Source organism: Janthinobacterium sp. UMAB-60, assembly GCF_900095235.1.
Classification (GTDB): domain Bacteria; phylum Pseudomonadota; class Gammaproteobacteria; order Burkholderiales; family Burkholderiaceae_D; genus Janthinobacterium.
In genome coordinates this window covers 42,779-55,446 of the sequence record NZ_LT607498.1, presented here as the reverse complement: position 1 = coordinate 55,446, position 12,668 = coordinate 42,779, and the positions used below count along the sequence as shown (strand labels likewise).

Sequence of the window (12,668 nt, the reverse complement as noted above, 5' to 3'; positions counted from 1 at the left end):
TTGCATGCTTTGATCCAGAAGTATTTATTTTTGACGACGTTTTAATTTCTTAATGGACTTTTACATCTATGAACATGCCCGATCCTCAAATGATGACCAAGGAATGGATGGCGCAGATCAGCAATCCTGAGCAGTGGAAGACGTGGTTCAACATGGTACCGCAGCCCCAGGGCAATCCGATTGCCGGCATTTTGCAGGATGCGGGCGCCAGCATCAAGCCGGAAGCGATCGAGCAACTGAAAAATGCCTATGTGGCCAAGCTGACGGGCTTGTGGGCTGACTTTATGGCCGGCAAGGCGCCGGAGCTGAAAGATCGCCGCTTCGCCGCGCCCGCCTGGCACGCCAGCCCCCTGTCGGCCTTCAACGCGGCCGCCTATTTGCTGAACGCGGAGTTTCTCAGCGCCATGGCCGATGCCGTGGAAGCGACGCCGCACCAGAAGCAAAAGATTGCGTTTGCGGTGCAGCAAATCGTTGACGCCATGTCGCCCGCCAACTTTCTGGCCACCAACCCTGACGCCCAGCAAACCCTGATCGAGACCAAGGGCGAAAGCCTGGCCAAGGGCTTGACGAACATGCTGGCCGACATGCAGAAGGGCCGCATCTCGCAGTCCGATGAATCGGCCTTCGAAGTGGGCCGCAACGTGGCCACCACGCCGGGCACGGTGGTGTTTGAAAACGCGCTGTTCCAGCTGATCCAGTACACGCCGACGACGGCCACGGTACACCAGCGGCCCCTGTTGATGGTGCCGCCATGCATCAATAAATTCTATATCCTTGACTTGCAGCCGGAAAACTCGCTCGTGCGCTATGCGGTGGAGCAGGGCAATACCGTGTTCCTGATGTCCTGGCGCAATCCGGACCTGAGCATGCAGCACCTGACGTGGGACGATTACGTCGAGCAAGGCGTGATCGAAGCCATCCGGGTGACACAGGAGATCTCCGGCCAGGACAAGCTCAATATGTTCGGCTTTTGCGTGGGCGGCACCATCGTCTCGACGGCGCTGGCCGTGCTCAAGGCGCGCGGCGAGAATCCTGCCGCCAGCCTGACCCTGCTGACCACCTTCCTCGACTTCTGCGATACGGGCGCGCTCGACGTCTTCATCGACGAGCCGCAAGTGGCGCTGCGCGAACAGAGCCTGGCCAGCGGTGGCCTGATGTCGGGCCGTGACCTGGGCAGCACGTTTTCCAGCCTGCGGCCGAACGACCTCGTGTGGAACTACGTGCAGTCGAATTACCTGAAGGGCAAGGAACCTCCCGCGTTCGACTTGCTGTACTGGAATGGCGACGGCACGGGCTTGCCGGGCCCCATGTTCTGCTGGTATCTGCGCAATACTTACCTGGAAAACAGCCTGAAAGTGCCGGGCAAGCTGACGGTGGCCGGTGAAAAGGTCGATCTGAGCAGCATCGACGCGCCCGCCTTCATCTATGGCTCGCGCGAAGACCATATCGTGCCCTGGGGCGCGGCCTATGCCAGCACGGCCTTGCTGAATCCCAAGAAGCCGAAAGCCAACCGTTTTGTCCTCGGTGCCTCGGGCCACATCGCCGGCGTGATCAATCCGGCCTCGAAGAAAAAGCGCAGTTACTGGAGCAACGACCAGCCGCGCACGGCGAAAGCCAAGCCTTTGAGCGCCGAGCAGTGGATGGAAGGCGCGACCGAGCACGCGGGCAGCTGGTGGCCCGAATGGGCGGCCTTCCTGGCCGAACACGGCGGCACGCAGGTGAAGGCGCCCGGCAAGCCGGGCAACAAGCGCCACGCGGCAATCGAGCCGGCGCCAGGGCGGTATGTTAAAGTCAGGGCGGATTAGTTTATAAAAGCTTCTCGCCTGACAAGGCCGGCGTAATCATCGGTCTTGTCAGGAATCTACTTTTAGTTGCGTTGCAATAAATGCGGGAATCTACTACCCTGATGTGTAATGGAGCCGTTTTCCACTCTATAATGGAAAAAGTAGGCAGGTGCGAAAGCGGACCCACGTTCGCTTTTTTTTCGGATTAACTCAGTATGCGCTGCGGCGCAATAAGTGGAACTTGTGATGAGTAGTGCAAAAAAAAGTATAGACCGCCTGATTAAAAAATATCCCAACCGCCGTCTGTACGACACGCAAACCAGTTCCTACATCACCTTGACGGACGTCAAGCAGCTGGTGTTGGACAATGAGGTGTTTACGGTCGTCGATGCCAAATCCAGTGAAGATTTGACGCGCAGCATCTTGCTGCAAATCATTTTGGAAGAGGAAGCGAACGGCGCGCCCATGTTCTCGAGCGTCGTGTTGTCGCAGATCATCCGCTACTATGGCCACGCCATGCAGGGCATGATGGGCTCCTACCTGGAAAAGAACGTGCAAGCGTTCACCGATATCCAGCACAAATTCACGGGCACGTCGGCCGGCAGTTTCGAAGGCAAGCCATTCAGCCCCGAAATGTGGACCCAGTTCATGAATGTCCAGGGCCCGATGATGCAAGGCATGATGAACAACTACATCGACCAGAGCAAGAGCCTGTTCGTGCAGATGCAGGAACAGATGCAGAGCCAGAGCAAGAATCTGTTCGGCACCTTCCCGTTTGTGCCGCCGGTTCCTCCGACCGACAAAAAGTAATCGACGCCAGACGCTCGCGGGCCATTTCGCGCCCGGGAGTTGTATTGGCGTCATCAAATCAGCATAGTTCTGCCAGCAAGGGGCGGCTCGGGGTACAATAGCCGATTCGCCTCACCATTTTACTAGCTGCCAACTATGTCTGAAATTCACCGTATTCCCGTTCCTTCCGCCAAGCCAGAGGCCATGCTGGCCATGCCAGGTGCGGCGCCGAAAGTGGGCTTTGTCTCGCTCGGCTGCCCGAAAGCGCTGGTCGACTCCGAACAAATCCTGACCCAACTGCGCGCCGAAGGCTACGAAACGGCGAAATCCTATGCTGGCGCCGATCTGGTGATCGTCAATACCTGCGGTTTTATCGATGCTGCCGTGCAAGAGTCGCTCGATGCCATCGGCGAAGCGCTGGCTGAAAACGGCAAGGTCATTGTGACCGGCTGCCTGGGCGCCAAGAAAGATGCTGCCGGCGACGACATCATCATGAAGGTGCACCCGAAAGTGCTGGCCGTTACGGGTCCGCACGCGCTGGCCGAAGTGATGGATTCCGTCCATTTTCACCTGCCGAAGCCGCACGCGCCGTTTCTCGACCTGGTGCCGCCGCAAGGCATCAAGCTGACGCCGAAGCATTATGCCTACCTGAAAATTTCCGAAGGCTGTAACCACCGTTGCAGTTTCTGCATCATCCCATCGATGCGCGGCGACCTGGTCTCGCGTCCGATCGGCGAACTGATGATCGAAGCGGAAAACCTGTTCAAGGCCGGCGTCAAGGAATTGCTGGTTATTTCGCAAGATACCTCGGCGTATGGCGTGGACGTGAAATTCCGCTCCGGCTTCTGGAATGGCCGTCCCGTCAAGACACACATGACGCAGCTGACGGAAGCGCTGGGCGAACTGGCCAAGACCTACGGCGCCTGGGTGCGCCTGCACTACGTGTACCCGTACCCGCACGTGGACCAGATCATCCCGATGATGAGCGGTGGCCACATCTTGCCCTACCTCGATATTCCGATGCAGCACGCGCATCCTGACGTGTTGAAACGCATGAAGCGCCCGGCCAGCGGCGAGAAAAACCTGGACCGCATCCAGGCCTGGCGCGCCATCAACCCGGACCTGACGATACGCTCGACCTTTATCGCCGGTTTCCCTGGCGAAACGGAAGCGGAATTCGAGTACTTGCTCGACTTCCTCAAGGAAGCGCAGATCGACCGCCTGGGCTGCTTCGCCTATTCGCCTGTCGAAGGCGCGACGGCCAATGCCATCGCCAATCCCGTGCCGGAAGAGCTGCGCGAAGAGCGCCGCGGCCGCGTGATGCTGCTGCAGGAAGAAATTTCCAAGAAACGCCTGCAAGCCAAGGTCGGCAAGACCGTGCGCGTGCTGATAGATGAAGTCACCCGCTCCGGCGGCGTGGGCCGCTCGTCCGCCGACGCGCCGGAAATCGACGGCGTCGTGTATGTGAAACCGCCGTTCGAACCGCACCGCAAGCTGGCCGTCGGTCAATTCGTTGACGTAAAAATTACTTCAGCGGACGCGCACGACCTGTGGGGCGCCGCAGAATAAAAGTTTTTCGCAGGTGTAACACTCTGTCATACGTACGGCAGGAAAGGGCATAAGCCCTTACAATCAAGGCGGACCAGCAATTGCTGATCCGCCTTTTTTATTGGCCACGTTTGTGATGTGTCTCAATGAATGATAATTTGCAGGATCAGCGAACCTCGCAACAAAACGTTCACAAAAGCGGTTAAATGAATTTTAACGCCATCGGCGCAGATGCCATTAGTAATGGAAAGATTATGACGACAGCGGTACAGGCAGTTCAAGCGACTCAGGCCGTAGCTAGCGGCTGGCTGGGGGTTCCATGGATTATTTGGGCGGGCCTTATCAGTGCTATCGTAGCATCCGGCGTTGCAGCTTTTACTACACGGGCGTCAAGCAGGAATAGCCTTCTACTATTGGCGATGCAGCATGCTCGCAATGACGCTGAGGCAGCCTTACAGCGGCAGCATGATGCCACGCAGAAGGACGAGGATCGAAAAGGAGCCATCCGCAGAGATGTTTATGCAAAAGCGGTGGAGGAAACTCATGCTCTACTTGGATACATCGGAGGTCTACCAGACCGGCCGCTTAACGCTGGAAATGATACGGACGCCTTGCAATCATTTCTGAAAGCTAACGCAAAGATATGGCTGGTTGCCGATGCGGAGGCCGCGCATCTCTCTCGCGATCTGGCAAGCGATTTCTCGGAGGTTTTCATACATGCGTTGGCCACAGCCAATCCAATTAGAACCGCAATGGAGCCGATACGTCGTCGTAAGGAAACAATCGTCTTCGCAGAAGCCGAGGCTCGTCGGCTCAGCTCTCAATTTACTGATGCCAAGGCAAAGAATGCAAGTCTGATAGAGCAGGAAAGGCTGGCTGACTTGGTATTGGACGCAAATGCGTATGTAAAAGAGCTTGAAGTAACGCAGCGACACGTCATAAACGGCATTTTGCCAATGCGCCTGGAGGTCTTCAAAGCGACCTTTGGAAGGCTTCGCTCCGTCCAGCGTGCGTTGGTGAGGTTAATGAGCGCGCTACGCGCTGAGCTGAACCTGCCTCGGAATGATGATAAGTTCATAGTGCAGCTCAAGGACATGGAGGAACGGGCATGGGCTGCAGTGAATAGAGTATATGGCATAGATCCGCCCGAATCGATGCCAGAAATAGTTGAGTCTGTCTGATCATCACATCTTGAATCATTTCACGCTAAGGTTTGAGTACTGAAGGCCAAATGATTTCAAATATTCTGCGAACACAGCTCTTATATTAGCGTATGCCATGACCACAATCAAATCCCCCCAGACGGCGCTGATCCACAGCGATTACCAGGCGCCGCAAGGCTTTGCCGCCTTTCCCAACGCCATCCATCACGCATCGACCGTGCTGTTCAAGGACGTGGCGGCCATGCGTTCGGGCGACTGGAAAGAGAAAAACGCTTATACCTACGGCTTGCACGGCACGCCCACCACGTTCACGCTGGAAGCGCGGCTGGCCGAGATCGAAGGGGGCAACTACTGCCTGCTGGCGCCATCGGGCCTGGCGGCCATCGCCATGGCGGATTTTGCGCTGCTGAAAACGGGCGATGATGTCTTGCTGCCGGAAAATATCTACAACCCGAACCGCGAATTGGGACGCTGGCTGGCGCAGGATTTCGGCATCACGGCCCGCTATTACGATCCGCTCATCGGCGCCGGCATCGCCGCCTTGATCCAGGAGAATACCAAGCTCATCTGGACGGAAGCACCGGGTTCCGTGACCATGGAAGTGCCGGACTTGCCCGCCATCTGCGTGGCCGCCCATGCGCGCGGCGTGCTCGTCGCCCTGGACAACACCTGGTCGGCGGGTCTGGCCCTGCGCGGCTTCGACCTGGGCGTGGACATCATCATGCAGGCGCTGACGAAATACCAGTCGGGCGGCTCCGACGTGCTGATGGGCGCCCTGATCACGCGGGACAGGGCGCTGCACGAGCGCCTGGCGCAGGCGCACATGCGCCTTGGCATGGGCGTGGGCGCGGATGACGCCTACCTGGTGCTGCGCGGCTTGCCCACCATGAAGCTGCGCTTCGACGCCCACGATGCGGGCGCGCGCGCGGTGGCCGCCTGGCTCAAGGGCCGCAGCGAGATCGCCACCGTGCTGCATCCGGCTTTTGCCGATTGTCCGGGCCACGCCATCTGGCAGCGCGATTTCACGGGCGCGGGCGGCCTGTTTTCCGTGCTGTTCGATGCCCGCTACACGGAGGCGCAGACGGACCGTTTCGTCGATGCCTTACAGTTGTTCAAGATAGGCTACAGCTGGGGTGGCGCGAACAGCCTGGTGATGCCGTACCGCATCGCCGCCATGCGCAAGGGCTGGCAGTTGCCGGGCCAGCTGGTACGCCTGAATGTGGGGCTGGAAGATCCGCAGGATCTGATCGCCGATATCGAACGGGCGTTCGCGGCGATGTAGCGGCAGTGGGGCAAGCACGATGGCTTGCCCGCAAGTTCTTACATGGGCACGGGCGTGTTGTTGTTCAGGTCGAGGAAGCCGCGCAGCAGGCGGTAGGCTTTCCACAGCCAGGCCACGCCCCATACGACGAAGGCCAGCGGAATGCCGATGATGGTGACCCACAGCACGGCACCGAGGACGACCCAGGCCACATACCACCAGAAGGAACGGATCATCCAGCTGTGATGGCTGTATACGAAGGTCCCGGCCGCCTCGTCCCGCTTCATATAATTGATGATGAGCGGAATGAAGGAAAACGCGCCCAGCGAAAACACAAAGCTGGCGCCATGTATCAGGTATAACCACCAGGCCAGGTTTTTCGTCTGCCGGAGTGGGGTATCTAAAATAATATCTTGTGACATGCAGGCTCCTGCTTGATTGTTTGCTCAGATTTTTATTGTAACAAGCTATTTTGCGCGGGAGCGCAATTCATGAAAAAGGCGGAATACATTGTTGAAAGCAGATCCACATCCCACCTTGGCCGCGCGCGCCAGGTCATGGCTGCGGCGCGCCGTGCCCGCCTTGCTGCTGTGCGCCACGGCGGCCCATGCCGCCGCGCCTGCGCTGGAGGCGGAGTTTGCCGCCGGCTTGAAGGAAGAGGGCCTGGCGGGCGCCGTCTGGAGCGAAGTCTTGTCCGACGGCACAGTCAAAGTCGGCGCGTCGGGCCAGCGCGATGCCGCCAAGCACATACCCATGCAGGCGGACACGCGCGTGCAAGTGGGCTCCGTGGGCAAGGTGGCGCTGGCGCTGGGCGTCTTGCGCCTGGTCAGCGAAGACCGGCTCACGCTCGACACGCCCTTGCAGCAGGTGCTGCCGGAACTGGCGCTGAAAAACCCGTGGCAAACAAGCGACCCCGTGCGCATTCGCCACCTGCTGGCGCACACGTCCGGCCTCGATAATGTGCGCTTCTGGCAGGCCTTCAGCCTGAATCCTGCGCCGCAGACGCCGCTGGCGGCCGCCTTCGACGGCGGCCGCAATCTGCTGCGCGTGCGCGCCCGTCCCGGCAGCCGCTATGCGTATTCCAACATGGGCTATGGCTTGCTGGGCATGGTGATCGAGAAGGTGACGGGCCAGCCGTATGAACGCTACCTCGATGCGCAGCTGCTGCAGCCGCTGGGCATGGCGGACAGCACGTTTACTTTCGTCACGCAGGCGGGCGCGCAGGCTGATCCGCGCCTGGCCATGGGCCACTTCGAGCATGGCGTGGCGCAAGCGGCCGTGCCGCAGTACCTGCGTCCGGCCGCGCAATTTACCACCACGGCGGCCGACATGGGCAAGCTGGCGCAATTCCTGATGGGCGACGGCAAGCTGCAGGACCAGCGCTTCATCGACCTGGCGCTGATGGGCGCCTTGTCCGAACCGGCCGGCACGGATGCGGCGCAGGCGGGCCTGGCAACGGGCCACGGCCTGGCCCTGGCCGTGCGCGACCGCCACAATGTGGTGGGCGCCTGCCACCCTGGCACGGCCGTGGGTTTTCGCGCCATGCTGTGCCTTTATCCTGAACAGAAAAGCGCCTTTTTCGTGGCCTTCAATACGGATGCCGAACAGGCCGACTATGAACGCTTCAACCGCCTGCTGCTGCGCGACCTGGAGCTGCCGCTGCGCGCGCCGGCCCCGCAGGGCACGCCCGCGCCCACGGTGGAAAACTGGCAGGGCGTGTATGTGCCGTCACCCAGCCCCATGGCCAGCATGGCCTGGGTCGATGCCGTCTTCGGCTTTATGCGCCTGAAATGGGATGGCGAGTCGCTGTTCCTGATCCCGTTCCAGGGCGAGCCGAAGGAACTGGAACCGGTGGGCGGCTTGCTGTTCCGCGCCAGCGACCGCAGCACGCCATCGCACGTGCTGATGCAGGAGGATGGCAAGCATATCCTCAGCGACGGCTTGCGCAGCTATGAGCGGGTGTCGATGCTGCGCATGCTGGTCTTGTGGGGCAGCCTGGCGCTGGGCATGGCGGGCTTGCTGTATGTGCTGGTGGTGGGCGTGTGGCGCGCCGCGCTGCGCAGCCTGGGGCGGGGCGACCATCTGTTCGCGCCCCTGCTGTCGCTGCTGGCGCTGCTTTTGCCGCTGCCGTTTTTCTATTTCCAGTCCTACCTGCGCCTGGGCGACGTGACCATCGCCAGCGTGCTGCTGGCGCTGGTCACAGGCGTGTTGCCGCTGGCCACGGCATTCGGCCTGGCCCGCTGCTGGCGCAGCCGCGGCACGGCGGCAGAGGCCGGCTCGTGGGCGAAATGGGATTGGGTGGCCTTGCTGGCGGCATTGCAACTGCTGCTGGTGCTGGCCTGGTGGGGCTTGCTGCCGCTGCGCTTGTGGCAGTTGTAGAACGTCAGATCCAGCCTGCCAGCAGCCGGCGCCACCAGCGCTGCGCCGGCCTGGCCCGGGGGCCGTGTCCGGCGCGCCCGGCCCGTTTGCTGCGATAGCTGGCCGCCGCCATCTGCAGGCCGACGCGATCCATGGCCGCCATCGCCTCCGCTTCCTGCTGCGACAAGCCATGCAGCAAAGCTTGCGCCCGGGGTTCCAGCAGGAAGGCGTCACGCACGGCGTCGTCCGTGTACAGCCTGGCCAGATAGGTTTCCAGTGCGGGAGAACTCATGCGCTGCGTCCCGCGCGCAAGGCCGCGCGCGCCAATTCCAGCTGGCCCAGCACGTGCTCGAACGACGGGTAATTGCCGTCGCGTTCGACGATCACCGTCAACGGTTGCGGCGCATGGCGCGCCAGCATGGTCAATAAAGCGAAGACTTCGGGCGGCACGTCGTGCAGATGGTCGTCCAGCAGGCGCTGGCCACCGCCCGGCGCAGCTATCCAGTGGCCGCCGCTCAGGTGCACGGCGCCGACCCTGTCCAGGGGCAGGCGCAGCAGCAGTTCCTCCGGCGCCTCACCAACATTGACGGCGTTCGCATACAGGTTGTGCAGGTCCAGCAGCAGCGGCACGTGCGCGCCGTGGATAATCTGCGTCAGCCATGCGGCTTCGTCCAAGGTGCTGGCGGGAGGCTGGACCAGGGTGGCGATGTTTTCCATCAGCGGCGCGCTGCCGACGATGCGCGTGGCCAGAGCGATGTTGGCGATGGCGCCGGCGGCGCTGTGCGGCGTGCGCGGCGGCGCCGCCAGGTGGCCGATTTCGACGCCGCCGGCGCGCACGAAACTCAGGTGCTCGGACCACGATTCCGCCTGCACCGTCTTCATCAGGCGCGCCATCGCATGCAGGCGGCGCCGGTCGGCGGGAATCGTCGAGACCAGCCCCATGCCCACGCCGTGCAAGCTCACCGGCACCTGGCGCGCCAGGCTGCACAGGGCGGCGATGTCGGCGCGCGGGGCGCGGTAATAATCGTCGGCGGTCACTTCCAGTACATCGATCCGCGCCAGGTTGGACAGGATGCCGGCAGCCAGTTCGCCGCGCCAGCCCAGGCCGACGCGGTCGCGCGCGGTTCCCTGGCTAACTGCCACAGCCGCCGCCACCGCCGCAACCGCCACAGCCGCTGCCGCCGCCATCGCCACCGCCGCCATCACCGCCGCCCGATGACGAGTCGCCCGTGCCGCCGGACGACGAGTCCCTGCCCGTGGCTTGCCGGGGCACCGGGTACAGCTCGGCGACATACGCGTACACCGACGGCGGCAGGGCGCCCATGCCGAAGATGGCGGCCAGCAGTGCCATGTCGCCGCTGCCGCTGCCCGCCTGCAGGCGCGATGCGCGCAGGTTCAGCCGGCCAAACAGCATGCGCAGGTCGGTCAGCAGCCGCTGCGCGCTCCAGCTGGTCGCCTGGGTGCGCAAGCCGCGCAGCATGAGCAGGAAGATCGCCAGCAGCAGCGCCAGGAACAGCAGCTTGTAGTGCTGGCGGCTGATGGCGATGACGGCCTTGACGCCGGCCACCGTCACCAGCAGCCAGTGCGCCACCCAGGTGATGCGTTCGCGCCGGCGCAGCAGCGGCGGGCCGACCAGCAATTCCTGCCGCGTCAAGGTCTCCTGATAGGCGCGGCACGAAGGCAGCATCTCGGCCTGCGCGGCCAGTTCCTTGCTGTGGCCCTGGCGGCCCAGGTACAGCCGCAGCACGTCGCGTTCGATGTCATGGCTGGCGAAGCGCAGGCTGTCGGCGCTGGCCGTTTCCAGCAGCGGGCCGTCGGCGCGCAGCAAGCCGCGGTCGACCAGCACGATGGCGGCGATCTTCACGGCTTCGAGGGCGCCGCTGCGCAGGAAGGCGATGCGGTAAGGGTCATCGGCCAGCGACAGCTGGGCGTGCGGATTGCGCAATTCCTGGCGGATCAGCAGCTCGCGCGCGAGGTAGTACACGAGCAGGCCGAAGATCAGATAGGCCAGCAGGAACCACGGTCCGCTCCAGTCAAACGGATTGTAGCCGTTCACCGCATCTGCTCCGCGTGCTCGCGCAGGCGTTCGGTAATGGCCATCAGGCCCGTAAAAGCGGGCAGGGCTTGCCCCGGCGCCAGGCGCGCCGTTTCGCGCGCCGCCGACATGGCTTGCAAGGCAGAGTGCAGGGCCGGGTCGCCCAGCTGGTCGACAAACGCTTCGAGCGCCTGCTTGCCGGACTGCGCAGACTTGCCCTCCAGTTGCGCCAGCGAGGCGGCGGCCGAGCGCAGGGGGCCTGCCGCGTCGGCGATGGCGCCGGCCAGCTGTTCTTCATTCAGGCTCAATAGCATATACCGTTCGCGCATGCGCACCTGCTGGTTCAGCAGCACTTGCCGCAAGCGCCGCAGTACGGCGTCGCGGCTGGTGTGCAGGCTGGCGAAAGGGGCGACGCCATGCAGCACCTGGTGGCGCGCGATGATGTCGGCGAACTTGACGGCGAAGGCGTCGGCGGCCTGCGTCAATTCGCCCTCGAGCAGGAACATCACTTGCAAATCGATGGCGGCGTGCGCCATGCGCAAGGGCCCACGCAGCGCATCGGCCGCCTGCGGCGTAAAGCGTTTGAGCAGCAACAGCAGGTTGACGTCGGAGGTGGCGCGCAACTGGCCATCGGCGGCCGAGCCAAACAGCACGGCGGCGGCAAGGTCATCCTCGAAGGCCGTTTGCGCGGCGGCGACAAACACATCCAGGTGGCGTTGTATCTCTTCTGGCAGCGATGGCGGCATGCGGTGTTCCTTCACGATGGGCGAGCTTGGTATTCACAAGTTTGCAATATAGCAAACTTATGCCATCGTGCGCGCCCCGTCCGCCAGATGGCGCCAAGTCAGGTCAATACGTTCAGCAAGCCATCGAGTCCCACAAAGTTCAGCGCCACGTCGGCCTGCGAGCGCACCACGGGTTTGGCGCGGAAGGCCACCGACAGGCCGGCGATGCCCATCATTTTCAAGTCGTTGGCGCCGTCGCCCATGACGATGGCTTGCGCTGGCGTAATGCCCATCTGCGCGCACACGCGCTCCACCGTGCGCTGCTTTTCCTCGGCGTCGACGATGCCCCCTAACACTTTGCCCGTCAGCTTGCCGTCGACGATTTCCAGCGCGTTCGCGTGCGTGTAGTCGAGGCCCAGGCGTTCCTTCAGGCGCTCGGTGAAGAAGGTAAAACCGCCCGACACCAGCAGGGTTTTCAGGCCGGCTTTCTGCACGGCCGCCAGCATGGCTTCCGCGCCCGGCGACAGTTTCAAGCGTTCGTCGTAGACGCGCTGCAGGGCCGACGCGTCGAGGCCTTCGAGCAGGGCCACGCGCTGTTTCAGGCTGGCGGCAAAATCGAGTTCGCCGCGCATGGCCGCTTCCGTGATGGCCGCCACCTGCGGTTTCAGGCCCTGCATGTCGGCGATTTCATCGATGCACTCGATGGTGATCAGGGTCGAATCCATGTCCATCGCCACCAGCTTGAATTCACTCAGTTCGCGCTGGCCCATCATGTAGGTGGCGTCCAGCTGGGCCGCCTGGGCCGCCACTTCGATGGTGGGGCGCAGCGCGGGCGAATAGGCGATCTGCTCGCAGCGCACGGCGTTCGGACCGAGGCGCGTGACGGAGGTGGGCGCGGCCAGCGCGGCGATGCGATCGAGGCGGGCGCTATCGCCGCCCAGGCCCTGCAGGATCAGGTTCATGGTGATGGAAGTCGTGTTGGTCATGGGTCAGGCCTGCATAAAT

General features: G+C 62.4%; 12 protein-coding genes. 6 read left to right on the top strand and 6 right to left on the bottom strand.

Features of this window, described 5'->3' with window-relative positions:
- Window positions 1-68: 68 nt before the first annotated feature.
- The 5 genes from phaC (at window position 69) to K0F86_RS23240 (ending at window position 6,566) form a co-directional block, all read left to right on the top strand.
- Window positions 69-1,805 carry a class I poly(R)-hydroxyalkanoic acid synthase gene (gene phaC, locus K0F86_RS23260; protein ID WP_219136527.1) on the top strand — a complete coding sequence of 579 codons (1,737 nt, stop codon included), beginning with the start codon at window positions 69-71 and terminating at the stop codon, window positions 1,803-1,805.
- 225 nt (window positions 1,806-2,030) lie between these two features.
- Entirely contained in the window at window positions 2,031-2,594 is a 564-nt protein-coding gene (gene phaR, locus K0F86_RS23255; RefSeq protein WP_219136526.1) for a polyhydroxyalkanoate synthesis repressor PhaR, read from the top strand.
- A 192-nt stretch (window positions 2,595-2,786) separates the two neighbouring features.
- Window positions 2,787-4,142: a 30S ribosomal protein S12 methylthiotransferase RimO gene (gene rimO / locus K0F86_RS23250; protein WP_219136580.1), complete on the top strand. Its 1,356-nt coding sequence runs from the start codon at window positions 2,787-2,789 to the stop codon at window positions 4,140-4,142.
- 185 nt (window positions 4,143-4,327) lie between these two features.
- Entirely contained in the window at window positions 4,328-5,302 is a 975-nt protein-coding gene (locus K0F86_RS23245; protein ID WP_219136525.1) for a hypothetical protein, read from the top strand.
- Between the two features lie 97 nt (window positions 5,303-5,399).
- Window positions 5,400-6,566, top strand: coding sequence for a cystathionine beta-lyase (locus K0F86_RS23240; RefSeq protein WP_219136524.1), 1,167 nt, complete (start codon window positions 5,400-5,402; stop codon window positions 6,564-6,566).
- 38 nt (window positions 6,567-6,604) lie between these two features.
- Here the strand turns inward: K0F86_RS23240 and K0F86_RS23235 are convergent, their stop codons facing one another.
- Window positions 6,605-6,967 carry a hypothetical protein gene (locus K0F86_RS23235; RefSeq protein ID WP_219136523.1) on the bottom strand — a complete coding sequence of 121 codons (363 nt, stop codon included), beginning with the start codon at window positions 6,965-6,967 and terminating at the stop codon, window positions 6,605-6,607.
- A gap of 91 nt (window positions 6,968-7,058) precedes the next feature.
- On the opposite strand from K0F86_RS23235, the gene K0F86_RS23230 reads away from it, so the two are divergent.
- On the top strand, window positions 7,059-8,924 hold the full coding sequence (locus K0F86_RS23230; RefSeq protein WP_219136522.1) for a serine hydrolase: 1,866 nt from the start codon (window positions 7,059-7,061) through the stop codon (window positions 8,922-8,924).
- Window positions 8,925-8,928: 4 nt separating this feature from the next.
- Here K0F86_RS23230 and K0F86_RS23225 read toward each other — a convergent pair whose 3' ends face one another.
- The 5 genes from K0F86_RS23225 to serB all read right to left on the bottom strand — a co-directional run bounded on the left by K0F86_RS23225 (window position 8,929) and on the right by serB (window position 12,625).
- On the bottom strand, window positions 8,929-9,195 hold the full coding sequence (locus K0F86_RS23225) for a hypothetical protein (protein ID WP_219136521.1): 267 nt from the start codon (window positions 9,193-9,195) through the stop codon (window positions 8,929-8,931).
- Window positions 9,192-10,046, bottom strand: coding sequence for a DUF692 family multinuclear iron-containing protein (locus K0F86_RS23220; RefSeq protein WP_219136520.1), 855 nt, complete (start codon window positions 10,044-10,046; stop codon window positions 9,192-9,194). Before K0F86_RS23220 ends, K0F86_RS23225 begins: the two co-directional genes overlap by 4 nt.
- Window positions 10,036-10,959 (bottom strand): TIGR04222 domain-containing membrane protein, encoded by a 924-nt coding sequence (locus tag K0F86_RS23215; RefSeq protein WP_219136519.1) that lies wholly within the window; start codon window positions 10,957-10,959, stop codon window positions 10,036-10,038. Before K0F86_RS23215 ends, K0F86_RS23220 begins: the two co-directional genes overlap by 11 nt.
- Window positions 10,956-11,684, bottom strand: a complete 729-nt coding sequence (locus K0F86_RS23210; protein ID WP_219136518.1) for a nucleotidyltransferase domain-containing protein — start codon at window positions 11,682-11,684, stop codon at window positions 10,956-10,958. Before K0F86_RS23210 ends, K0F86_RS23215 begins: the two co-directional genes overlap by 4 nt.
- A gap of 98 nt (window positions 11,685-11,782) precedes the next feature.
- Window positions 11,783-12,625 carry a phosphoserine phosphatase SerB gene (serB, locus tag K0F86_RS23205; RefSeq protein ID WP_219136579.1) on the bottom strand — a complete coding sequence of 281 codons (843 nt, stop codon included), beginning with the start codon at window positions 12,623-12,625 and terminating at the stop codon, window positions 11,783-11,785.
- Window positions 12,626-12,668 lie beyond the last annotated feature (43 nt).

Coding starts and splice junctions, on each gene's coding strand:
- phaC (WP_219136527.1), top strand. CDS start 69: ATGAACATGCCCGATCCTCAAATGATGACCAAGGAATGGATGGCGCAG.
- phaR (WP_219136526.1), top strand. CDS start 2,031: ATGAGTAGTGCAAAAAAAAGTATAGACCGCCTGATTAAAAAATATCCC.
- rimO (WP_219136580.1), top strand. CDS start 2,787: ATGCCAGGTGCGGCGCCGAAAGTGGGCTTTGTCTCGCTCGGCTGCCCG.
- K0F86_RS23245 (WP_219136525.1), top strand. CDS start 4,328: ATGAATTTTAACGCCATCGGCGCAGATGCCATTAGTAATGGAAAGATT.
- K0F86_RS23240 (WP_219136524.1), top strand. CDS start 5,400: ATGACCACAATCAAATCCCCCCAGACGGCGCTGATCCACAGCGATTAC.
- K0F86_RS23235 (WP_219136523.1), bottom strand. CDS start 6,967: ATGTCACAAGATATTATTTTAGATACCCCACTCCGGCAGACGAAAAAC.
- K0F86_RS23225 (WP_219136521.1), bottom strand. CDS start 9,195: ATGAGTTCTCCCGCACTGGAAACCTATCTGGCCAGGCTGTACACGGAC.
- K0F86_RS23210 (WP_219136518.1), bottom strand. CDS start 11,684: ATGCCGCCATCGCTGCCAGAAGAGATACAACGCCACCTGGATGTGTTT.
- serB (WP_219136579.1), bottom strand. CDS start 12,625: ATGAACCTGATCCTGCAGGGCCTGGGCGGCGATAGCGCCCGCCTCGAT.